Genomic DNA, 22815 nt, shown 5'->3' with positions numbered 1-22815 from the left:
CGCTCCGCATATCAATAAAAGGAGCTGCCAGCGCTTGATGATATTGAATTTAAGATACTTTTCTATCTGAGATCCTTATCAATCAATCGGAAGCAGCTCCTTTCTTAGATCCAAGGAATTCGGGGCAATCCCTGCGCCCTGCAGCTTACTCGGCTTCGATTCTGGACGACTTCACCACCTGCGCCCAGTTGCCATATTCGGTCTTGACCATGGCTGCCAGTTGCTGCGGGTTCATATAGTCTGCCGTCGCGCCCTGCTCTTCGGCCTTTTTCCTGAAGGCGGGGTCCTCCACCACCTTCTTGATATCGGCAGCCAGCTTGTCGATCACGGGCTGTGGCGTGGCCTTGGGCGCAAACACGGCAAACCAGGAAGTGGCGTTCACGCCCGGGTAGCCGGCTTCCGCCGTGGTGGGCACATTGGGCAGGCTGGGCAGGCGCTGCTTGCCCGTCACGGCCAGCACGCGCAGCTTGCCGCTTTGCACATGGGGCATGAAGGGAGGCGCGGTGCCGAAGGTCAGGTCCACCTGGCCGCCCAGCAGGTCCTGCAGCGCCGGACCCGTGCCCTTGTAAGGAACATGCACCATCTTCACGCCGGCCTGTTGCTCCAGCATGGCGCCCGTCACATGCTGCAGCGAGCCGTTGCCCGACGAGGCGTAGTTGAGCTTGCCGGGGTTGGCCTTGGTGTAGCTCACCAGCTCGGCCAGCGTCTTCACGGGCAGCTCGGAGCGCACGACGATGATCTGCGGTGCCGACAGCACATTGGCCACAGGGGCAAAGTCGCTTTGCTCCCAGCTTCTGGCCTTGGTCAGGTGCGGGGAGATGACGTGGTAGCCCGAGTACTGCATCAGCAGCGTGTAGCCGTCGGGATCGGCACGCTTGACCAGATTGGCAGCGATGGCGCCGTTGCCGCCGCCCTTGTTGTCCACTACCACCGATTGCCCGATCACCGGCGCCAGCGCCTGTGCGGCCATGCGACCCGCCAGATCGGTGGTGCCACCCGCGGCTGCGGGCACGATCATCAGCACGGTTTTGCTGGGATAGCTGCCCTGGGCCATGGCCGAGGCGCCGGCAAGGCCGGTCGCAGCAGCAGCCGCCGCAAGCAGGAAATGAAGGCGTTGACGTTGAACAGTCATGTTTGTCTCCTTGTTGGAATGTTGAACCGCAGCAGCTCCTTCCCCCGAAAGAGCCGATGCAGCGGGGCGAAAACCGTTTCAGGCCCTGGCCTGGGCGCGTTCCTTGATCTCGGCAAAATCCGCTGGCGGCTGGTGCAGGTCCCAGCGCGCACCGGCCTTGACGATCTGGCTGGGCGTCTCGTGGCCGATCAGCGCCGGCAGGCTGCGAGCGGCCGCCACAATGCGGGCCAGATCTGTGCCTGTGTCATAGCCCATGAGCTGCAGCGCATGCACGATCTCTTCGGTGCAGGCATTGCCCGAGGCGCCCGGCGCATAAGGACAGCCGCCCAGGCCGCCAATCGAGGCGTCGAAGCGATCCGCCCCCGCATCAATGGAGGCCAGCACATTGGCCAGCGCCATGCCGCGCGTGTTGTGGAAATGCAGGGTCAGGCCCAGTTGCGGCCAGCGCGCCTTGAAGGCCAGAACCATGGAATGCACCTGGTTGGGATAGGCCATGCCCGTGGTATCGCACAGCGTGATGCCATGCACGCCCAGATCGGCAAAGCGCTGCACCCAGGCCAGCACTTCGACCTCGGCCACATCGCCCTCCATGGGGCAGCCAAAGCAGCAGGAAAGCGACACGTTGACGGGTGTTGCCGCCTGCTGCGCCGTGGCAATCACCTGCCTGAGCGCCTCGAAGGACTGGCTGCGCTGCATGCGCAGATTGCAGAGGTTGTGCGTCTCGCTGACCGACATCACGAGATTGAGTTCGTCGGTCTGTGCATCGATCGCACGCTCCGCGCCACGCACATTGGGCACCAGCGCCGTGTAGACCGTGCCCGGCCGGCGAGTGATCTCGCGCATCACGATCTCGCCGTCGCGCAGGGCCGGAATGGCCTTGGGCGAAACAAAGGCCGTGACTTCGATCTTGGACAGGCCCGCCTCAGACAGCGCATTGACCAACGCGATCTTGTCCTCGGTGGGCACAAAGGCCTGCTCCATCTGCAGACCGTCGCGCGTGCCGACTTCGTTCATGAAAATGCGGCGACCCGCACCGGTCCACACCTTCGTATTCAGGTCGGCGGCCATCATTGGACAATTCCTTTGGCGCGCAGCTGCGCAATCTGTTCGGCGCTCAGGCCGATCTCGGCCAGCACGGCATCGGTGTCGTCGCCCACATGAGGGGCGCTGCTGCGCACCGTGCCCGGCGTCAGCGAGAGCTTGGGCACCACACCGGGCACCTGAAGCTCGAAACCATCGCGGGTGCGCTGGGTCAGAATCATCTCGCGCGCCCGGTAATGCGGATCTTCGGCAATATCCTTGGCCGTGTAGACCTTACCGGCCGGCACGCGTGCCGCGCCCAGCTCGTCCATCACCGTCTGCACGCTGCGTGCCTGCGTCCATGTGCCAATCGCGGCATCGATCTCGGCCACGCGCTGGACGCGGCCCGCGTTGTCGGCCAGATCCGGCGCATCGGCCAGATCCTGGCGGCCGATGGTCGTCATGAGTCGCTTGAAGATGGAGTCACCATTGCCCGCCACGAGCACCCAGCCATCCTGGCAGGGGTAGGCATTCGAGGGCGCAATGCCCGGCAGCGCACTGCCGGCGGCCTCGCGCACGGCGCCAAAGGCGCTGTACTCGGGAATCAGACTTTCCATGATGTTGAACACGGCCTCATGCAGGGCCACGTCGATCACCTGGCCGGGACCGCCATTCACCTTGCGGTGGTACAGGGCCATCATCACGCCGATCACGCCGTGCAGGGCCGCCAGCGTATCGCCTATCGACACGCCCACACGCACCGGCACCCGGCCCGGCTCGGCCGTCAGATGGCGCAGCCCGCCCATGGCTTCGCCGATCACACCAAAGCCCGGCAGATCGCGATAGGGGCCGGTCTGGCCGTAGCCAGAGATACGCAGAATCACCAAGCCGGGGTTGATGGCGTGCAGCTCCTCGGGCGACATGCCCCAGCCCTCCAGCGTGCCGGGACGGAAGTTCTCGACCAGCACATCGGCTTCGGCGATCAGCTGACGCGCCACGACCTGCGCCTCCTGCTGGCGCAGATCGAGTGCGACCGAGCGCTTGTTACGCGACTGCACCTGCCACCAGACGGAGGTGCCTTCCTTGATCAGGCGCCAGTTGCGCAGCGGATCGCCGGCACCGGGCGCCTCGATCTTGATGACATCGGCACCAAACTCGCCCAGGGTCTTGCCGCAGAAGGGGCCGGCAATCAGCTGGCCCATTTCCACCACTTTCACGCCCTCCAGCGCACGCGGCGTGGCGGTCTGTGTGGCGGGGTCTTGGATATTCATCATCGTCATCCGTTTGTCTCTTGATGGCTGTCTTGCTGTGCCGCTTTGCGTTGACCAAAACCAGGCAAAGCGGCTTTTCAATCATCTTGCCCTTGAAGCGCAGTCCTGCAAAACGCTGAAATGCGAAGCTGCCATCGCATTTGGGCATAGCCAGGCGGGATAATGCTGTCCTCATGAAACTGGACCCGATCACCCTGCGCCTGTTTGTGGCCGTGATGGAGGAAAACGCCATCGCGCGTGCCGCGGCACGCGAGCACATTGCCCCTTCGGCCGCCAGCCGCCGCCTAGCCGAGCTGGAGGATCAGCTGCAGCTTGAGCTGTTCACACGCAGCAACCGGGGCAGCCAGCCCACGGCTGCCGCCTACGCCCTGCTGAACATGGCGCGTGGCGTGCTCAACGAGCTGGACGGCATCGCCACCCAGATGAAGGACTATGCCCAGGGCGGCGAGCAAGGCCTGCGCGGCCATGTGCGGGTGATGGCCAATATTTCCAGCATCACCCAGTTTCTGCCGGCCCAACTGCAGAGCTTTCTGAGCCGGCACCCGTTGGTGGACGTGCGGCTGCAGGAGCGTGTGAGCACCGATATCGCGCGAGCCGTGGCCGACAACGAAGCCGATATCGGCCTGCTCAACAACGGCAGCTACGGCAGCAAGATCAGCCTGCGCCCCTATCGCCGGGACCGGCTGGCCGTGGTCATGCCCCAGTCCCATCCGCTGGCCGGCGAGCACAGGCTGCGCCTGGAGCAGGTCCTCGAACATGATCTGATCGGCATGCATGCCGACAGTGCGCTCAACCATCTCATCACCCGCTCTGCCGCCGACCAGGGCCTGCAGCCGCGCCTGCGCATGAAGGTGACGGGCTATGACGCCCTGTGCCTGATGGTGGCCGCCGGCCTGGGCGTTGGCATTCTTCCCGAGGGCAGTGCCCATATCTACATGGGCGCCCTGCCCTTGCGCTGCATCCGCCTGGACGAAGTCTGGGCCGAGCGCCAGCTCATGCTCTGCGTACGCTCCCAGGACGCACTCTCGCCCGTTGCACAGCTGCTGGTCGAACACCTGTGTCAGAGCGCCTCAACCGATCAAGACTGAAGCCATGCCCGATTTCGCACCTTTACCCATATCCGGCAGCACGCCACAACATCCTTCGCTGTGCTGGGACATCTTCTGCCAGGTCATAGACAACTTTGGCGACGTAGGCGTGTGCTGGCGCACAGCCGCGGAGCTGGCCGCACGCGGTCAGCAGGTACGTTTGTGGATGGACGATGCCAGCGCCCTGCAATGGATGGCCCCCCAGCCCTGGCCGCCCGGCCTGAGCGTCCATGCCTGGCCCGCGCAAGCCGCGGACGTGACGGCATCGATTGGCGACGTGGTCATCGAGGCCTTCGGCTGTGAGATTCCCGCGGCATTCGTGAGCGCCATTGCAGACAAGGCGTCAAAGAGCAAGCCCCCGGTCTGGATCAATCTCGAATATCTCTCGGCCGAAGACTATGTGGAGCGCTGCCATCGCCTGCCCTCACGTATCATGAGCGGCCCTGCCGCCGGGCTGACACGCTGGTTCTTCTACCCCGGCTTTACGGCGGCCACCGGCTCGCTGGTACGCGAGCAGAACCTGGCCGAGCGCCAGCAGGCCTTCATGATCCAACGCGAGTCGTGGCGCCGCGCGCAAGGCATTCAGCCTGGCGAATGCGCCGTCTCGCTGTTTTGCTACGAGCCCGCCGCCCTGCCCCAGTTGCTCGCCCAGCTCTCGGACAAGCAGGCGATCAACGCCAGGCTGCTGGTCACCCCCGGACGCGCCACGGCGGCCGTGCAGGCGCTGCCCCAAGCGCAGCAGATGCAGCCGGTCTATCTGCCAGCCCGCCCTCAAGCCCGGTTCGACGAAATGCTCTGGGCCTGCGACCTGAATCTGGTGCGCGGCGAGGACTCCCTGGTGCGCGCGCTCTGGGCCGGCCAGCCCATGGTCTGGCAGATCTATCCCCAGCACGACAACGCCCACCACGACAAGCTGAATGCCTTTCTGGACTGGCTCCAGGCCCCGGACAGTCTCAGGCGCTTTCACCACACCTGGAATGGCATGACCGCACCGCAAACATTGCCTTTGCTCGATGGGCAGATGCTGGATGAATGGGCCTGCTGCATCAGGGCCGCACGCGCCAGATTGATGGAACAAACCGAACTGATTGCACAGCTTCAAGCTTTTGTCGCCGAAAAAAGCTAAAATCCACGTTTTGCCTCTCTGAGGGCAGTCGCAGCCGGTATGCCGAGCGATCTTGCTTTCGGGGTCGCGCCCCGCCGCGGTACATGCGGCAGGCCCCGCCGCCGCACCTTTGATGCGTTGCTTTCTCCAGCGACCATTGCGAACAGCTTGCCTGCCGTGTAGAGCGGCTCCAACCTTTCAAACGCAAGCAAGCCATGAAAATCGCTCAAGAAATCCGCGCAGGCAATGTGATCATGTTCGGCAAGGACCCCATGATCGTTCTGAAGACCGAATACGCTCGTGGCGGCCGTGGCGCTGCTACCGTGCGCATGAAGCTCAAGAGCCTGATCGGCAACTTCGGCACGGAAAACGTGTTCAAGGCCGACGACAAGATCGACAACGTGATCCTGGACAAGAAGGATTGCACCTACTCCTACTTCGCCGACCCCATGTACGTGTGGATGGACGAAGAGTTCAACCAGTACGAAGTCGAAGCCGAAAACATGGCTGACGCACTGAACTACCTGGAAGACGGCATGACTGCCGAAGTGGTGTTCTATGACGGCAAGGCCATCTCCGTCGAACTGCCCACCACCATCGTGCGCGAAATCACCTGGACCGAGCCTGCAGTCAAGGGCGATACATCCGGCAAGGTTCTGAAGCCCGCCAAGATCGCTACTGGCTTCGAAGTGGCCGTGCCCCTGTTCGTGTCCCAAGAAGACAAGATCGAAATCGACACCCGCACCGGCGAATACCGCAAGCGCGTGTAAGGTGGCGGCAGCTGCCGCAGCTGCACCCCGGCAAAAAGGCTTCCCTATGGAAGCCTTTTTTCATTTCTGCCTGCGACAGCGGGATTACGCCAGCCCCCTGGTCTGCCGCGACACACAAAACCGCTTCAGTCTGTGCAAGACTAAGGGCAGTCCATCCATTTCCACTGCCAATGACGCACTCCCTGCCCTGGTTGCAGCCCGAACAAGAATTCCCCCCCATCGATCAGACCTGGGGAGAGTGCGACCCCATTCCCGGGCTGCTGGCCGCCGGCAACACCCTGGATGCCACCCGCCTGCGCACCGCTTACAGCCAGGGAATCTTCCCGTGGTTCAGCGAGGGCCAGCCCGTGCTCTGGTGGTCGCCCAATCCGCGCATGGCTCTGCATCCTGAGGAGTTCCGCCTGCACCGCAGCCTGCGCAAGAGACTGCAGAAGTTTCGCGACGATCCAGGCTGCGAAATCCGCATCGACAGCGCTTTTGCCACGGTGATGCAGCATTGCGCCCAGACCCCGCGCGACGGCCAGAACGGAACCTGGATCGTGCAGAGCATCATCGATGCCTATACCGAGCTGCATCAACAGGGCGCCGCACACAGCGTGGAGACATGGATCGACGGCCAGCTGGTCGGCGGACTTTATTGCGTGGCGCTGGGCAGGGCCGTGTTTGGCGAATCCATGTTCGCACTGCAGACCGATGCCTCCAAGATTGCACTGTCGGCACTGGTGGCCCTGTGTAGGGCTCATCAGGTGCCGCAGATCGACTGCCAGCAGGCCACGGCGCACCTTTCCTTCATGGGCGCAAGAGAGATCACCAGAGCACAATTTGCCCGGACTGTTCAAGCCCAGTCGCAGCTGCCCGATATGCAGTGGCAATTCAGACCCATATACTGGGAGCAGTTGCTGAGCCATACTGAGGCTTGATGCACCGCATCTGCAGCCGAGTCCGATCATGACGCACCCGAACGACCTCCCGCTACATGCCCTGCAGTTCTACGCCACGGCGGCCTATCCCTGCAGCTATCTGCCGGGTCGGCTGGCACGCTCCCAGGTCGCCACTCCCAGCCACCTGATACAGAACACAACCTACTCGGAACTGGTTACGCGGGGCTTTAGGCGCAGCGGCATGTTCACCTATCGTCCCTATTGCGACGGCTGCCAGGCCTGCGTCCCGCTGCGAATTCTTGCGCAGGAGTTCCGCCCCAGCCGCAGCCAGCGACGCGCTGCCAAACAGCACGGGCAGCTGGTGGCCTCCATTCAACGCCTGCACTATTCCGACGAGCACTACCAGCTCTACCTTCGCTACCAGCAGCATCGCCACAGCGGCGGCGGCATGGACAACGACAGCGTGGATCAGTACACGCAGTTTCTGCTGCAAAGCAGGGTCAACTCACGGCTGGTGGAGTTTCGCGAGCCCGGCGTAGACGGACAGCCAGGCACACTCAAGATGCTCTCGATTCTCGATGTGCTCGAAGACGGACTCTCGGCGGTCTACACCTTCTACGCCCCCGAAGACCAGGCCAGCTACGGCACCTTCAATGTGCTGTGGCAGATCCAGCAGGCGAAAGCCATGAATCTGCCGTATGTCTATCTGGGCTACTGGATCTCCGAGAGCCAGAAAATGCGCTACAAGGCCAGCTTTTTACCGCATGAGATCCGCCAGGGTGAGCTATGGCGACGCATAGACAGGCAAAGCATTGTGCGCTCGCAAATTGAAGAGTGATGCGGCCAAAAGCTGCACATGGATATATGAGCGGATGAGATGGTTGCGCGGCTGCAGCACCGCTAGAATGCCCTCATCCCGCAAAGTATCTCCAACGCATGAAAAAAGACGACCTCTCGGCCTCCGCAAAGCCCAGCGTCCAGGTTCTGGAACGCATGTTCACGTTGATTGACGTGCTGGCATCGCGTGAGGAAGCGGTTTCTTTGAAGGAGATCAGCGAACGCACAGGCCTGCATCCATCGACCACGCATCGCATCCTCAATGACCTCGCGCTGGGCCGCTTTGTGGACCGCCCCGAATCGGGCAGCTATCGCCTGGGCATGCGTTTTCTGGAGTTGGGCAATCTGGTCAAGGCTCGCCTGAATGTGCGCGAAGTGGCGCTTTCGCCGATGCGCCAGCTCTACAAGCAGATTCAGCAGCCCATCAGCCTGTCCGTGCGTCAGGGCGACGAGATTGTCTATGTGGAGCGCGCCTACAGCGAGCGCTCCGGCATGCAGGTGGTACGCGCCATTGGCGGCCATGCTCCTTTGCATCTGACCTCCAACGGCAAGCTGTTTCTGGCGGCCGACGACTCCCAGCAGGTGCGCGCCTACGCCATGCGTACCGGCCTGCCTGGCAAGACCCATTTCAGCATCACCCAGCTGGGCGACCTGGAGCATGAGCTGGCCAAGGTGCGCCAATACGGTATTGCCCGCGACAACGAAGAACTGGAACTGGGCGTGCGCTGCATGGCCGCCGGCATTTACGACGACCAGAACAAGCTGATCGCCGGGCTGTCGATATCGGCGCCTGCTGACCGGCTTGACGAAAGCTGGGCACCCAGGCTGCAGGCCACGGTGCAGGAAATTTCTGTGGCATTGGGTTTCAGCGGCACCCGCCCTGCCACCGCTCAGACCGCCCCCAATCCCTATAGCCGCAGCCAGCACAACTGAAGCACTCCTGCGGCGCAAACGACCAATGCACGAAGCAGCCCCCGCTCCATGACTCCCATAAAAAAGCGCTACCGAGGTAGCGCTTTTTGCTGGTGGGGCCTAGCCCTCGCCGGACTCAACCGCGGATACGACTGGCAATCGTGTTGCTGGCCGTGGGCCCCTTGCTTTCCATCCAATGGCGCACGCGCTCGGCGTCGGCCAGACGGCTGAACTTACCTGCCGAATCCAGGAACACCATGATCAGCTTGCGCCCGGCCACATGGGCCTGCATCACGAGGCAGCGTCCGGCTTCGGAGATATAGCCGGTCTTTTGCAGGCCGATATCCCAGTTGTCGCTCTTGACCAGACGATTGGTGTTGTTGAACTGCAGCGTGCGACGACCCACGGCCACTTCATAACCGGGCGATGTGGAGTATTCGCGCATCAGCGGATCCGCATGGGCCACTGCCACCAGACGTGCCAGATCGCGTGCGCTGGACTGGTTGCTGCTGGACAGGCCGGTCGGCTCCACATAGCGCGTGTCCTTCATGCCCAGCTGCAGCGCCTTGGAGTTCATCAGCTGCACAAACTGCGCCAGACCGCCGGGATAGGTGCGTCCCAGGGCATGGGCAGCACGGTTCTCGCTGGACATCAGCGCCAGATGCATCATCTCGGCACGCGTCAAGGTGGTGCCCACACGCAGACGGGAGCTACTGTGCTTTTCGGTATCCACATCGTCCTGCGTGATGGTGATCATCTCATCCATGGGCAGACGGGCCTGGGAGATCAGCAGACCGGTCATGAGCTTGGTCAGCGAAGCAATCGGCAGCACGGCCTGATCGTTCTTGCTCAGCAGCACCTCATGCGTGTCCTGGTCGATTACATAGGCCACGCTGCTTTGCAGATCCAGAGGGTCAGTGACGGAGTGAAGACCCGCCATTTGCCCATAGGACAGGCGTGCGGGCTCGACTGCCGTGGCAGCTGCCGCCGCTGCAACCGCAGCGCCAGCCCTGGCCAGGCGCTTCTTGCCGCCGGTCTTCTCTTCTCTCTCGGCCTTGGCCGCTAGAACAGACTTGCCGCCCTTCTTGCTTGCAAGCTTGGCGTCCGCCTTTTCGGGCTTGCCCTTGGCGACCTTTGCGCCTTTGGGCTGCGCTGCAGCACGAACCTTGCCAGCGGGCTCCTTGGCGGCCTTCTTGGTCGCAGCCGCAGCAGCCACGGGCTTTTTGGAGTCTTTTTTGGGCGCCGCTGCATGCGCTGCCGGAGCAGCCAGAGCGCAGCTCAACAGAGCCAAAGACACCACCTGGGTGAGTTTTGCAAGGCGAAATGGACGCAGCAGCTGCATGCGATACTCCAGACAACAAGGTGTAAGGATTTAATTCAATCAAAAAAGTTGTGCAGTGACAAGCACTTGCACAACCTTCTCGATAATCTGAGTGAAATTATAAATCCAGCAGTCAACCTTGTGCTGCAACAACTTCCTGATTGCTATGCAATTTGTTCAAAGCGCTCAGATAAGCCTTGGCCGACGCGACCACAATGTCGGGGTCAGCACCCACTCCGTTGACGACGCGACCACTGCGTTGCAGGCGCACTGTCACCTCGCCCTGACTCTCGGTTGAGCCGCTGATGGCATTGACGGAATACAGCACCATTTCGGCACCGCTCTTGACTTCGGACTCGATGGCCTTGAACGATGCATCGACCGGACCATTGCCCTCGGAGCTGGCTTTGATTTCCCGGCCTGCATTGCTGAAGACCACACTGGCATGTGGGCGCTCACCTGTTTCGCTCTGCTGGGCCAGTGAAATGAACTGGAACTGATTGTCCTGGTGCTCCGCGCCTTCGGCATTCACCAACGCCAGAATGTCCTCGTCAAAAATCTCGCTCTTGCGATCCGCAAGTTCCTTGAAGCGCGTGAAAGCTTGGTTGATGGCAGCTTCGCTGTCCAGCTCCACCCCCAGCTCCTGCAGGCGCTGCTTGAAGGCATTGCGCCCGCTGAGCTTGCCCAGCACGATCTTGTTGGCCGCCCAGCCCACATCCTCGGCACGCATGATTTCGTAAGTATCACGTGCCTTGAGCACGCCATCCTGATGAATGCCGGAGGCATGGGCAAAGGCATTGGCTCCTACCACCGCCTTGTTGGGCTGCACCACAAAGCCTGTGGTCTGGCTGACCAGGCGACTGGCGGCCACGATGTGCTGGGTGTCGATGTTCACCTCCAGCCCGAAATAGTCCTTGCGCGTCTTGATGGCCATGACCACTTCTTCGAGTGAGCAGTTACCCGCGCGCTCGCCCAGACCGTTGATGGTGCACTCGATCTGCCGCGCGCCGCCGATCTTCACGCCCGCCAACGAATTGGCAACAGCCATGCCCAGGTCGTTGTGGCAATGCACGGACCAGATGGCCTTGTCGCTGTTGGGCACGCGCTCGCGCAGGTTGCGAATGAATTCACCATAAAGCTCCGGAATCGCATAGCCCACGGTGTCGGGCACGTTGATGGTGGTTGCGCCTTCCTTGATGACCGCCTCGATCACACGCGCCAGAAAATCGGGTTCGCTGCGGTAGCCGTCCTCCGCGCTGAACTCGATGTCTTCGATGAGATTGCGCCCGAAGCGCACCGCCTGCTTGGCCTGCTCCAGCACCTGCTCGGGCGTCATGCGCAGCTTTTTCTCCATATGCAGCGGACTGGTGGCGATGAAGGTGTGAATGCGAGCGCGGTTGCCCCCCTTCAACGACTCGGCTGCACGCGCGATGTCGCGGTCGTTGGCGCGGGAAAGCGAGCAGACCGTGGAGTCCTTGATGGCACGTGCAATGGTCTGGATGGACTCGAAGTCTCCATTGGATGCTGCAGCAAACCCTGCCTCGATCACATCGACTTTCAGACGCTCCAGTTGACGGGCAATACGCAGCTTTTCATCGCGCGTCATGGAGGCGCCGGGCGATTGCTCGCCGTCACGCAAGGTGGTGTCGAAAATAATGAGCTGATCGGACATGGTGGGGACTCTCTATGTGATGGCGCCGGTAGACGCCTGTTTTGACTGGAGGATTGCCGACAAAAAAGCCGGTGTGCTTTTGGCGACACCGGCTTTGAACCTCTTAAACAGCTACCGCCTCTTCAGCGACAGCGGTAACACGCTGCACTCCTGAGATGATGGCGCGCAACGAGGCGGAAACAATATTGGCATCCACCCCTACGCCGTAGCAGACCTGAGCATCGTCCACGCGCAGTTCCACATAGGCAATCGCCTTGGCATTCGCACCTTCGCCAATCGCATGTTCGGCATAGTTGAGCACACGCACATTGCGACCGAGTTCAGCCGACAGTGCCTGCACGAAGGCATCGATGGGGCCCGTACCTTCGCCTTCCAAAAAGACCTTCTCTCCAGCGATCTCGATCTCGGACGTCATGTTGACCACACCATCGGCTTCGCTCAGGCGGTATTGAGGCGCCTTGACGGTGTTGACGCCATATTCGCGCTGGAACAGATCCCACAGGTCCGCAGCCGACAATTCCTTGCCGCTGGCATCCATCTCGCGCTGCACGACCTGGCTGAATTCGATCTGCAGGCGGCGGGGCAGCTGAAGCCCGTACTCGCTCTCGAGCAGATAGGCAATGCCGCCCTTGCCCGACTGGCTGTTCACGCGAATCACGGCTTCATAGCTGCGACCCAGGTCCTTGGGATCGATGGGCAGATAGGGCATATCCCAGATATCGCCTTCCTTGTGGGCGGCGAAAGCCTTCTTGATGGCATCCTGGTGAGAGCCGGAGAAGGAGGTGTAGACCAAGTCACCCACGTAAGGATGACGAGGATGCACGGGCAACTGGTTGCAATGCTCAACCGTTGCACGGATATCATCGATGTCGGAGAAATCCAGACCGGGGTTCACGCCCTGGATATACATATTGAGCGCCACATTCACCACGTCCAGATTGCCGGTGCGCTCGCCGTTGCCAAACAGGCAGCCTTCCAGACGGTCCGCTCCGGCCATCAGGGACAGCTCGGCAGCCGCCGTTCCCGTGCCGCGGTCGTTGTGAGGGTGGACCGAGATCACCACGCTGTCACGGCGCTTGATGTTGCGATGGGTCCACTCCACCATGTCGGCAAAGATATTGGGCGTGGAGTGCTCCACGGTGGTGGGCAGATTGATGATGCACTTGTTCTCGGGCGTGGGCTGCCAGACATCGGTGACGGCGTCGATCACGCGCTTGGAGAACTCCAGCTCGGTGTCCGAATACATTTCGGGCGAGTACTGGAAGGTCCATTTGGTCTGAGGGTGCTGGGCTGCGATGTCCTTGAACATCTGCGCATTGGTCACCGCCAGCTCCACAATCTCGTCTTCACTCATATTCAGCACCACACGGCGCATCACGGGAGCCGTGGCGTTGTAGAGATGGACAATCGCGCGGGGCACGCCTTCGAGCGCTTCGAAAGTGCGGCGAATCAGATGCTCACGCGCCTGGGTCAGCACCTGCACGGTCACGTCGTCGGGAATGCGGTTTTCCTCGATGAGCTTGCGCATGAAGTCGAACTCGATCTGCGAGGCCGAAGGAAAGCCGACTTCGATTTCCTTGAAACCGATCTTCACCAGTTGCTCGAACATGCGCACCTTGCGCTCGATGTCCATGGGCTCGATCAGGGCCTGGTTGCCGTCACGCAGATCCACGCTGCACCAGACCGGAGGCTTGGTGATGACCGCGTCGGGCCAGGTGCGATCGGTCAGACGCACGGGGGCGAAAGCGCGGTATTTGGTGGAAGGGTTTTGCAACATGGTGAGTCTCTTTAGTCGAAATTAGAGGAAATTGAACCCAGCTCCAGCGACGCCCAAAAGCAAAAACGGCCCGTCGCTGATGCTACGGGCCGCCAAGTAGGGTGTGTTTGTACGCGCGCGCTACTTTCTCTGCCCGTTGGACATTAGTAGTAGAGCTAGCGACAGGTTTTGCATGCGGCTCACTTTAACACAAGAAAAGTTGACAGGGCCAGGATTTTTTCGGCGAAGGTTTCAATCGTCGTGCAGGCCACGCTCGTCGGGCTCGTCCTTGGAGGTGGCGACGATGCTGACCTGCTCGCCCTTGGCACGGCGCCAGACATAGATCACATAGCCCGAGACCGAGTAGCCGACAAACACCAGGAACAGCATGGTTGCAGGCTCGATGCTGACCACGGCCATCAGCAGGGCCACTACCACCAGCGAAACAAAGGGCATGCTCTTTGCGCCGCCGATGTCCTTGAAGCTGTAATAGGGAATATTGGTGACCATGGTCAGACCTGCGAACAGCGTGATGGCGAACATGATCCAGGACAGATCGGCCCGATCCGTGGGATAGCCACCAAACCAGGAAATTACATCGCCAAAGATGGGCACGTCGCGATGGGAAACCATCAGCGCGCTGGTCAGCCAGATAAAGCCCGCCACCAGGGCCGCTGCCGCAGGCGAAGGCATGCCCTGGAAATAGCGCTTGTCCACCACTGCCGTATTCACGTTGAAGCGCGCCAGGCGCAATGCGGCGCAGGCGCAATACACAAAAGCGGCAATCCAGCCCCAGCGCCCCAGGGGACGCAAGGCCCATTCATAAGCAATCAACGCAGGCGCGGCACCAAAGGACACCATGTCGGAGAGCGAATCCATCTGCTCACCAAACGCGCTTTGCGTGTGCGTCATGCGCGCCACGCGACCGTCAAGACTGTCGAGCACCATGGCGCAAAAAACACCCACGGCCGCCAGTTCGAACTTGTTGTTCATGGCCATGACGATGGCGTAGAAACCGCCAAACAGCGCTGCCAGCGTGAACAGATTGGGCAGCACATAAATGCCTTTGCGCGGCTTGCGCGGCATTCCACTCAGATCGGCAGAATCATTGCTGTTTTGCATCAAACAGACCTCCAGTGCTTGCATGTCAAATGCATGCAGCTATTAAAACGATAGTATTTCAAGCATGACCATCATGGCCATGTCCCTGCCACCAGTGTACCCGCCACACAGATCGCCTCCGGAATGAAAAAAGGCCACCTCGAAGGTGGCCTCTTGCCCAAGCGCAGTCATCCGGCTCGCGCCGAATGACTTGCCTGCATTAGTTGCGAGTCTGGTCAACCAGCTTGTTCTTGGAGATCCAAGGCATCATGGAGCGCAGCTGACCACCCACTTGCTCAATGGCGTGATCGGCATTCTGGCGACGACGGGCAGTCATCGAAGGATAGTTCAGACGGCCTTCGCTGATGAACATCTTGGCGTATTCACCGCTCTGGATGCGCTTGAGGGCGTTGCGCATGGCCTTGCGGGATTCTTCGTTGATGACTTCGGGGCCGGTCACGTACTCGCCATACTCCGCGTTGTTGGAGATGGAGTAGTTCATGTTGGCGATGCCGCCTTCATACATCAGGTCAACGATCAGCTTGAGTTCGTGCAGGCACTCGAAGTAAGCCATTTCGGGAGCGTAGCCAGCTTCGGTCAGAGTCTCGAAGCCCATCTTCACCAGTTCCACGGCACCGCCGCACAGCACGGCCTGCTCACCGAACAGATCGGTCTCGGTTTCTTCCTTGAAGTTGGTCTCGATGATGCCCCCCTTGCCACCGCCATTGGCGGAAGCATAGGACAGGGCCACGTCACGGGCCTTGCCGGACTGGTCCTGGTAGATGGCGATCAGGGAAGGAACGCCGCCGCCCTTCAGGTATTCAGAGCGCACAGTGTGGCCGGGGCCCTTGGGGGCGACCATGATCACGTCCAGATCGGCGCGAGGCACGACCTGGTTGTAGTGCACGTTGAAGCCGTGGGCGAAAGCCAGGGTCGCGCCGGACTTGATGTTGGGCTCGACGTTGTTCTTGTACACCTCGGGGATGTTCTCGTCGGGCAGCAGGATCATGACCACGTCGGCAGCCTTGACCGCGTCGTTGACTTCCATCACGGTCAGGCCGGCCTTGCCGACCTTGTCCCAGGAAGAGCCGCCCTTGCGCAGACCGACCACAACCTTCACGCCGCTGTCGTTCAGGTTTTGAGCATGCGCGTGGCCTTGGCTGCCGTAGCCGATGATGGCCACAGTCTTGCCCTTGATCAGGCTCAGGTCACAGTCCTTGTCGTAGAAAACTTTCATGATGGCTCCAGGTCTCTTATCTTGAGGGGGTTGAAAAGGTTGATTCAGATTCAAAAGTGGTGCAAGCAGCGATTAGACACGCAGAATGCGTTCGCCGCGGCCAATACCCGAGGCGCCCGTACGAACGGTTTCGAGGATGGCAGTGCGATCAATGGCCTGCAGAAAGGCGTCGTTCTTAGACTGGTCGCCGGTCAGCTCCACGGTGTAGCTCTTTTCGGTCACGTCGATGATGCGGCCGCGGAAGATGTCCGCCATGCGCTTCATTTCTTCGCGCTCCTTGCCCACGGCACGCACCTTGACCATCATCAGCTCGCGCTCGGTATAGGCACCTTCGGTCAGGTCCACCACTTTAACCACTTCAATCAGTCGGTTCAGGTGCTTGGTGATTTGCTCAATCACATCATCTGAGCCCGTAGTGAGGATGGTCATGCGCGACAGCGAGGGGTCCTCGGTCGGTGCGACAGTCAGGGATTCGATGTTGTAGCCACGGGCAGAAAACAGGCCCACGACGCGCGACAGTGCTCCAGGCTCGTTCTCGAGCAGCACGGCAATAATGTGTTTCATTGGGAGATTCCTCTTTTCGCCGCCCTCCCCTGACACCGGTAAGTGCCAAGCTTGGCGGACAATAGATTCGTCAAAAGATGCTATTCAAAATATAGCTGTTTGCGATTGGCATGTAAGCGTTTGAGACCGATTTCACTAGAAAACCGGCGCTCCACGCATCACAGGTCGTCAGCACCCAGCAGCATTTCCGTGATGCCACGGCCTGCCTGCACCATGGGGAACACGTTCTCGGTCGGATCGGTGCGGAAGTCCAGGAAGACGGTCTTGCTTTCCTCGCGCACGATACGGCGCGCTTCGCGCAACGCAGCCTCGACATCGGCAGGCCTTTCGATCAGCAGGCCACGGTGACCGAAGGCCTCCGCCAGCTTCACGAAGTCGGGCAGCGAATCCATATAGCTGCTCGAGTAGCGACCCGAGTATTCAATTTCCTGCCACTGACGCACCATGCCCAGGAAGCGGTTGTTCAGCGCGCAGATGACCACCGGGGTGTTGTACTGCTTGCAGGTAGCCAGCTCCTGGATATTCATCTGGATCGAGCCTTCGCCCGTGATGCAGAAGACTTCGGAGTCGGGCTTGGCCAGCTTGATGCCCATGGCGTAAGGCAGACCCACACCCATGGTGCCCAGACCGCCGGAGTTGATCCAGCGACGGGGCTCATCGAAGCGGTAATACTGCGCCGCCCACATCTGGTGCTGACCCACATCGGAGGTGATGTAGGCATCCGCATCCTTGGTCATGTTCCACAGCGTGTCGACCACGTACTGGGGCTTGATGACTTCGGTATTGGACTTGTCGTAGCTCAGACAGTCGCGGCTGCGCCAGCCTTCGATGGTGTTCCACCATTGACCCAGAGCTGCCTCATCGGGACGCTGTGCCGACTCGCGCAGCATGGCGATCAGCTCGCTCAGCACATCCTTGACATCGCCCACGATGGGCACATCCACCTTCACGCGCTTGGAGATGGAGGAAGGATCGATGTCGATATGGATGATCTTGCGCTCCACCGACATGAAATGCTTGGGATTGCCGATCACGCGGTCGTCGAAGCGAGCACCCACAGCCAGCAGCACATCGCAGTTCTGCATGGCATTGTTGGCTTCAATGGTGCCGTGCATGCCCAGCATGCCCAGGAACTTCTTGTCGCTGGCAGGATAAGCGCCCAGGCCCATCAGCGTATTCGTGACTGGGTAGCCCAGCATGTCCACCAGCTGACGCAGCTCGTTGCAGGCATTGCCCAGCAGCACGCCGCCGCCGGTGTAGATGTAAGGGCGCTTGGCCGTCAGCAGCAGCTGCAAGGCCTTGCGAATCTGGCCCGCATGGCCCTTTTTGACGGGGTTGTACGAGCGCATTTCCACTTTTTCGGGATAGCCCGTGTACAGCGCCTTCTTGAAGGACACGTCCTTGGGAATATCCACCACCACAGGGCCGGGACGGCCGGTGCGGGCGATGTGGAAAGCCTTTTTCATGGTCTCCGCCAGCTCGCGCACATCCTTGACCAGGAAATTGTGCTTGACGATGGGACGCGTGATGCCCACGGTGTCGCACTCTTGAAATGCGTCGGTGCCGATGTAATTGGTCGATGTCTGGCCCGCAATCACCACCATGGGGATGGAGTCGGTATAGGCAGTGGCAATGCCGGTCACGGCATTGGTCAGACCGGGGCCGGATGTCACCAGCGCCACGCCCACCTCGCCGGTGGCACGCGCAAAGCCGTCGGCAGCATGCACGGCCGCCTGCTCGTGGCGCACCAGCACATGCTGAATGCTGTCTTGCTTGTAGAGCGCGTCGTAGATATAGAGAACTGCCCCGCCAGGATAACCCCACAGGTGCTTGACACCTTCAGCCTGAAGCGACTTGATGAGGATTTCGGAGCCCATCAGTTCCTGGGCGCCCTTGGGGGACGATGCGGCGGCTGCAGAGGCCAGCTCGGCTTTGGAGATTTCCATGATCAACCTTTGTGAATTTCTCTAACGAAAAACCTTCGGTGCCCTTAGCCTGAAGCCCTTGTGAGGCCGGTTTAGGACTTAAGACCACATGCCATGGACGTTTGTGTGTACGTCGGACCGTGATCCGTTTGCTTCTTTAAGTTGAAGATCATTATCGCACTGCAACAAGACCTTCAATTGCAGTACACAAAAAAACATCATCGAATGCGATAATCTGCAACTTTCATCACCAAACAACTCCCGCTTTTTCCAGGGTTACTCTCTCTTGGCCACAGAACAAGAACTGTCTGCATTCCTCAAAGACGTTGAAAAGCGCGCCTTCAAACGCAGCGTTTTCCATGTCCGCGACGAGGAGGCCGCCCTGGATATCGTGCAGGACAGCATGCTCAAACTGGCCCAGCATTACGGGGACAAGCCCGCCAACGAGCTGCCCATGCTGTTCCAGCGCATCCTGTCGAACAGCACGCTGGACTGGTTTCGCCGCCAGAAGACCCAGAAAGCCGTCTTCACCCACTTCAGCGACCTGGAGTCCTCCGTAGACTCAGACAGCGACTTCGACTGGCTGGAAACCTATGCCACCAACAGCGACGAATCGGCCGCCAGCAATGCCGAAAGCCTGACCGAACGCAAGCAGACCTTGCAAAGCATAGAAAAAGAGATACAGGAGCTGCCGGCGCGTCAACGCGAGGCCTTTCTCATGCGTTACTGGGAAGAGATGGATGTCGCGGAGACGGCTGCCGCCATGGGTTGTTCAGAAGGCAGCGTCAAAACCCATTGCTTTCGCGCCATCCAAACATTGAGCAAGGCACTCAAGGCCAAAGGAATCGAGTTATGAAAACCGTGCCCACCCTCCGGCAAGAACAGGCCGTCGACCGCATCGCCCGTCAAATCACTGCACGACTGAGTGAGGGTGAAGCCTTGCTCCCCTATGAAGTCACCGAGCGTCTGCGCGCCTCGCGCGAGCAAGCCGTGTCCATACGCCGCCGCGAAGCGTCCGTGCTGCGCGTTCAGACCAGCAGCGCTGCATCGGCCCAGGGCAATACCCTGACCCTGGGCAGCCCCGACGAGGGCAATGGCTGGTGGCGCACCCTGGTCTCGGCGATTCCGGTTTTTGCACTCATTGCGGGCCTGGTGATCTACAACTCCGACACCGAACAAAGTATGCTGAGCGAAGTCACCGAGGTCGATACTGCCTTGCTGACCGACGATCTGCCCCCTGCCGCCTACTCTGACCCTGGCTTCATCCAGTACCTCAAGACCTCGGCCGCCACACCATCAGAACACTAAACAGCCTGCCGCCCTGCATTGATGCCCACTGAGAAGCGCTCCCTCCTGAAACCCGAGAACACCGCCGCCGTCATGGCGGCGCTGTTGTTGGTGGCCTTGGGCTGGACGGGGTGGAATGTCGTACAGCAGGTCAGGCTGGCACCCAGCTCCGTGCCGCCGGCCACAGTCGCATCCTCCAGGTCCATGCATGCCGACCCCTCGACACGCCAGAGAGCCTCGGCCCAGGCCTCGGGCCCCCGCTGGGGAGAGCTCAGCAGCCACCAGCGCGAAATCCTGCAGCCCCTGGAAGAGCGCTGGGCCATGATAGGTTCGGTGCAGAAGCGCCGCTGGATTGCCCTGGCCGATGGCTTTGACAAGCTGAGCGAGCGCGAACAGCAAAAGCTTCACGACCGCATGGAAGACTGGTCCGGCCTGAGCGCTGCCCAGCGCAATCAGGCACGCCTGAACTTCGCCATCACCAACAAGCTCGCTACAGACAAGCAGGCCCAGTGGGAGGCCTATCAAGCCCTGAGCGATGAAGAAAAGCGATTGCTGGCAGCCCGCGCCACCCCCAAGGTGGTGACCGCCGCCCCCGCCATCAAGCCCGTGCCCACCAAGAAGCTGGCCCGCATTCCCGCAGCCACGGCCTCTCCCAACACGGTGCCCAATCTACCCAAGATTCCGCCCGCGACCATTCACCACCCACCGCCCCCCGTGCCTTCCACGCCGGCCATGGTGGAAACCCACCCGGTCCGCACGCCTTCGGTGATTGTGGAGACGGCGCCCGTGGACATTCCACGCGCCACCCCCATCACCCTGCCGCCGCTGGATGCTCCAGGTCAAGACGCGCACCAATGACAGTACCGGTGCGGCAACCGAGTGCCAAGCCCGCTGACCTGAGCCCTACAATGCCCTCATGCAGCAAGACACCCCGGCAGCACCCTCATCCACTCCTGATTTCATAGCTCCAAGCCTGCGCCGCCGCATGGCTTGCTGGCTTTATGAAGGCATGCTTTTGTTTGGCGTGGTGTTCATCGCCGGCTATCTGTTCGGTACGCTGTCGCAGACGCGCAACGCACTCGACAACCGTCATCTGCTGCAGGCCTTTATGCTGGTGGTGCTGGGCATTTACTTTGTCTGGTTCTGGAGCAAGGGACAGACGCTGGCCATGAAGACCTGGCATATCCGCGTGGTCGACACCCAGGGGCGCCCCCTGACGCAAACCCGTGCCCTGCTGCGCTACGCTGCCAGCTGGATGTGGTGGCTGCCGCCGCTGGCCCTGCTCTACCCGCTGGGCCTGCCGCCGCTGGAGGTGCTGCTGCTGCTCACTGGCTGGATTCTGATCTGGGCGCTGCTGAGCCGTTTCCACCCCCGAAAGCAGTTCTGGCACGACGCCTGGGCCGGCACCCAGCTGATACATCAGGCTCCCGCCCCCAAACGCATCCGCTGACCCGATCTTTCCATGAGCACCTCATCACCCGACCCCGTCAACCCTCAAAAAAGCCGTACCGGACTGTCCCGGGTGCTGCATGCCGGCGGCTACTCGCTGGCCGGCCTCAGGGCCGGCTGGCATGAAAAAGCCTTTCAGCAAGAAGCCGTCTGCGCATTTGTAATGATCCCGCTGGCATTCTGGCTGAGTCAGAACTGGGAGCAGACAGCGCTGCTGGCCGGCAGCGTCATCCTGGTTCTCATTGTGGAACTGCTCAATACCGGTATAGAGGCCGCCATAGACCGTATCGGCCCCGAATGGCATGAGCTGTCCAAGAAAGCCAAGGACATGGGCAGCGCCGCTGTATTCCTGGCCCTGTGCCTGTGCGGTGCCGTCTGGGCCGCCGCTCTTTATCACCGTTTCATCGTATGACTCAACCCGCATTTTCCATCTGCGTGTACTGCGGCTCACGCCCCGGCACCAACCCTCAATTCACCGAAGTCGCCAAGGCCGTTGGCCAGTGGATAGGCTCGCGCGGCGGCCAGCTGGTCTATGGCGGCGGACGCAGCGGCCTGATGGGTGTGGTGGCCGAAGCCACGCGCGAAGCTGGCGGCCGTGTCGTCGGCATCATTCCTCAGGCACTGGTCGACAAGGAGCTGGCCAACCAGGCCTGCGACGAGCTGCACATCGTCAAGAACATGCACGAACGCAAGGCCATGATGGCCGAGCGCAGCGATGCTTTCGTGGCCCTGCCCGGCGGCATCGGCACGTTTGAGGAGCTGTTCGAAGTCTGGACCTGGCGCCAGCTGGGCTACCACGACAAGCCCATCGGCATTCTCAATGTGGATGGCTATTACGACGCCATGCTGCAGTTTCTTCAGTCCTGCGTGGGCAACGGCTTCATGGGCGAGTGGCAGATGGGGCTGGTCGAAAGCAGCAGCGACACTTCGGCTCTGCTGCAAAATCTTGTCCAGAATGCCGGCAGCCAGCTGGATACGCCGCCGCTGCGCTCCGTGATCTGAGCCCTGCTGAACAGCATCCACCGGACTGCCGTCCTTCGGGCAAAGCTGCAGGCCCGGCTTAGGGCCAATCAAAAAGCCAGACTCAGGGTCTGGCTTTTTGATTGGGGCACATGCCTGGGGCACATGACCGGAGCGCGTCAGCCCGTTCAGACAGCTGTGTCGTCCAGCTCGCCGGTACGGATGCGTACCACGCGCTCCACGGGAGTGATGAAGATCTTGCCATCGCCAATCTTGCCGGTGCGAGCGACATTGACGACGGCGTCCACGCAGCGATCCACGTCTTCGTCGCGCACCACCACTTCGATCTTCACCTTGGGCAGGAAATCGACCACATATTCGGCGCCACGGTAGAGCTCGGTATGGCCTTTCTGGCGGCCGAAACCCTTGACTTCGGTCACGGTCAGACCGTTCACCCCACACTCGGCCAGGGCCTCGCGCACTTCCTCGAGCTTGAAGGGCTTGATGACGGCGGTAATCATTTTCAT

The 22815-nt window shown here is 60.9% G+C and carries 23 protein-coding genes; 12 read left to right on the top strand and 11 right to left on the bottom strand.

Going from position 1 to position 22815, the window contains the following annotated elements; all coding sequences use genetic code 11:
- Positions 1-145: 145 nt before the first annotated feature.
- From F3J24_RS22345 to F3J24_RS22335, 3 genes are all read right to left on the bottom strand, one after another.
- Positions 146-1132 carry a tripartite tricarboxylate transporter substrate binding protein gene (locus F3J24_RS22345; protein ID WP_167010777.1) on the bottom strand — a complete coding sequence of 329 codons (987 nt, stop codon included), beginning with the start codon at positions 1130-1132 and terminating at the stop codon, positions 146-148.
- A 78-nt stretch (positions 1133-1210) separates the two neighbouring features.
- The gene (locus F3J24_RS22340; protein WP_167010775.1) at positions 1211-2203 is read right to left on the bottom strand and encodes a hydroxymethylglutaryl-CoA lyase; all 993 of its coding nucleotides are present in this window, start codon (positions 2201-2203) and stop codon (positions 1211-1213) included.
- The gene (locus tag F3J24_RS22335) at positions 2200-3432 is read right to left on the bottom strand and encodes a CaiB/BaiF CoA-transferase family protein (protein ID WP_167010773.1); all 1233 of its coding nucleotides are present in this window, start codon (positions 3430-3432) and stop codon (positions 2200-2202) included. Before F3J24_RS22335 ends, F3J24_RS22340 begins: the two co-directional genes overlap by 4 nt.
- A gap of 164 nt (positions 3433-3596) precedes the next feature.
- Here F3J24_RS22335 and F3J24_RS22330 point away from each other — a divergent pair, with 164 nt between their 5' ends.
- The 6 genes from F3J24_RS22330 (at position 3597) to F3J24_RS22305 (ending at position 9037) form a co-directional block, all read left to right on the top strand.
- Positions 3597-4511: a LysR family transcriptional regulator gene (locus F3J24_RS22330; protein ID WP_167010771.1), complete on the top strand. Its 915-nt coding sequence runs from the start codon at positions 3597-3599 to the stop codon at positions 4509-4511.
- 4 nt (positions 4512-4515) lie between these two features.
- Positions 4516-5637, top strand: a complete 1122-nt coding sequence (gene earP / locus F3J24_RS22325) for an elongation factor P maturation arginine rhamnosyltransferase EarP (protein WP_167010769.1) — start codon at positions 4516-4518, stop codon at positions 5635-5637.
- A gap of 194 nt (positions 5638-5831) precedes the next feature.
- Positions 5832-6386, top strand: a complete 555-nt coding sequence (gene efp / locus F3J24_RS22320; RefSeq protein WP_003056627.1) for an elongation factor P — start codon at positions 5832-5834, stop codon at positions 6384-6386.
- Between the two features lie 170 nt (positions 6387-6556).
- Entirely contained in the window at positions 6557-7306 is a 750-nt protein-coding gene (gene aat, locus F3J24_RS22315; protein ID WP_167010767.1) for a leucyl/phenylalanyl-tRNA--protein transferase, read from the top strand.
- Between the two features lie 28 nt (positions 7307-7334).
- Positions 7335-8105, top strand: a complete 771-nt coding sequence (locus tag F3J24_RS22310; RefSeq protein WP_167010765.1) for an arginyltransferase — start codon at positions 7335-7337, stop codon at positions 8103-8105.
- Positions 8106-8203: 98 nt separating this feature from the next.
- Positions 8204-9037, top strand: coding sequence for an IclR family transcriptional regulator (locus tag F3J24_RS22305; protein WP_167010763.1), 834 nt, complete (start codon positions 8204-8206; stop codon positions 9035-9037).
- 115 nt (positions 9038-9152) lie between these two features.
- On the opposite strand, the gene pbpG is transcribed toward F3J24_RS22305, so the two are convergent.
- The 7 genes from pbpG to F3J24_RS22270 all read right to left on the bottom strand — a co-directional run bounded on the left by pbpG (position 9153) and on the right by F3J24_RS22270 (position 18613).
- Positions 9153-10358 carry a D-alanyl-D-alanine endopeptidase gene (pbpG, locus tag F3J24_RS22300; RefSeq protein WP_167010761.1) on the bottom strand — a complete coding sequence of 402 codons (1206 nt, stop codon included), beginning with the start codon at positions 10356-10358 and terminating at the stop codon, positions 9153-9155.
- Between the two features lie 112 nt (positions 10359-10470).
- Positions 10471-12009 carry a 2-isopropylmalate synthase gene (locus tag F3J24_RS22295; RefSeq protein ID WP_167010759.1) on the bottom strand — a complete coding sequence of 513 codons (1539 nt, stop codon included), beginning with the start codon at positions 12007-12009 and terminating at the stop codon, positions 10471-10473.
- Between the two features lie 103 nt (positions 12010-12112).
- On the bottom strand, positions 12113-13786 hold the full coding sequence (gene leuA, locus F3J24_RS22290) for a 2-isopropylmalate synthase (RefSeq protein WP_167010757.1): 1674 nt from the start codon (positions 13784-13786) through the stop codon (positions 12113-12115).
- Positions 13787-14017: 231 nt separating this feature from the next.
- On the bottom strand, positions 14018-14887 hold the full coding sequence (gene pssA / locus F3J24_RS22285; protein WP_003056635.1) for a CDP-diacylglycerol--serine O-phosphatidyltransferase: 870 nt from the start codon (positions 14885-14887) through the stop codon (positions 14018-14020).
- Positions 14888-15086: 199 nt separating this feature from the next.
- Positions 15087-16103 carry a ketol-acid reductoisomerase gene (gene ilvC, locus F3J24_RS22280; protein ID WP_003080801.1) on the bottom strand — a complete coding sequence of 339 codons (1017 nt, stop codon included), beginning with the start codon at positions 16101-16103 and terminating at the stop codon, positions 15087-15089.
- Between the two features lie 72 nt (positions 16104-16175).
- Positions 16176-16667 (bottom strand): acetolactate synthase small subunit, encoded by a 492-nt coding sequence (gene ilvN / locus F3J24_RS22275; RefSeq protein ID WP_003056638.1) that lies wholly within the window; start codon positions 16665-16667, stop codon positions 16176-16178.
- 158 nt (positions 16668-16825) lie between these two features.
- Positions 16826-18613: an acetolactate synthase 3 catalytic subunit gene (locus F3J24_RS22270; RefSeq protein ID WP_167010755.1), complete on the bottom strand. Its 1788-nt coding sequence runs from the start codon at positions 18611-18613 to the stop codon at positions 16826-16828.
- Positions 18614-18878: 265 nt separating this feature from the next.
- Between F3J24_RS22270 and F3J24_RS22265 the strand changes: the two genes are divergently transcribed.
- From F3J24_RS22265 to F3J24_RS22240, 6 genes are all read left to right on the top strand, one after another.
- Positions 18879-19448 (top strand): RNA polymerase sigma factor, encoded by a 570-nt coding sequence (locus tag F3J24_RS22265; RefSeq protein WP_167010753.1) that lies wholly within the window; start codon positions 18879-18881, stop codon positions 19446-19448.
- Positions 19445-19900 (top strand): DUF3619 family protein, encoded by a 456-nt coding sequence (locus F3J24_RS22260; RefSeq protein WP_167010751.1) that lies wholly within the window; start codon positions 19445-19447, stop codon positions 19898-19900. The genes F3J24_RS22265 and F3J24_RS22260 overlap by 4 nt, the downstream gene beginning before the upstream one ends.
- 21 nt (positions 19901-19921) lie before the next feature.
- Positions 19922-20737, top strand: coding sequence for a DUF3106 domain-containing protein (locus F3J24_RS22255; protein ID WP_167010748.1), 816 nt, complete (start codon positions 19922-19924; stop codon positions 20735-20737).
- Positions 20738-20864: 127 nt separating this feature from the next.
- Positions 20865-21329, top strand: a complete 465-nt coding sequence (locus F3J24_RS22250) for an RDD family protein (protein WP_240154447.1) — start codon at positions 20865-20867, stop codon at positions 21327-21329.
- A gap of 12 nt (positions 21330-21341) precedes the next feature.
- Positions 21342-21740, top strand: coding sequence for a diacylglycerol kinase (locus F3J24_RS22245; protein ID WP_167010744.1), 399 nt, complete (start codon positions 21342-21344; stop codon positions 21738-21740).
- A complete protein-coding gene (locus F3J24_RS22240; RefSeq protein WP_167010742.1) occupies positions 21737-22330 on the top strand; it encodes a TIGR00730 family Rossman fold protein in 594 nt (197 codons plus the stop codon). Before F3J24_RS22245 ends, F3J24_RS22240 begins: the two co-directional genes overlap by 4 nt.
- 146 nt (positions 22331-22476) lie before the next feature.
- Here F3J24_RS22240 and F3J24_RS22235 read toward each other — a convergent pair whose 3' ends face one another.
- Positions 22477-22815 carry a P-II family nitrogen regulator gene (locus F3J24_RS22235; protein WP_003056652.1) on the bottom strand — a complete coding sequence of 113 codons (339 nt, stop codon included), beginning with the start codon at positions 22813-22815 and terminating at the stop codon, positions 22477-22479.

It is taken from the genome of Comamonas sp. Tr-654 (genome assembly GCF_011752915.1).
Lineage (GTDB): Bacteria > Pseudomonadota > Gammaproteobacteria > Burkholderiales > Burkholderiaceae_C > Comamonas.
Note: the sequence above shows the minus strand (reverse complement) of the source record. Positions and strands in the feature narration are given on the sequence as shown.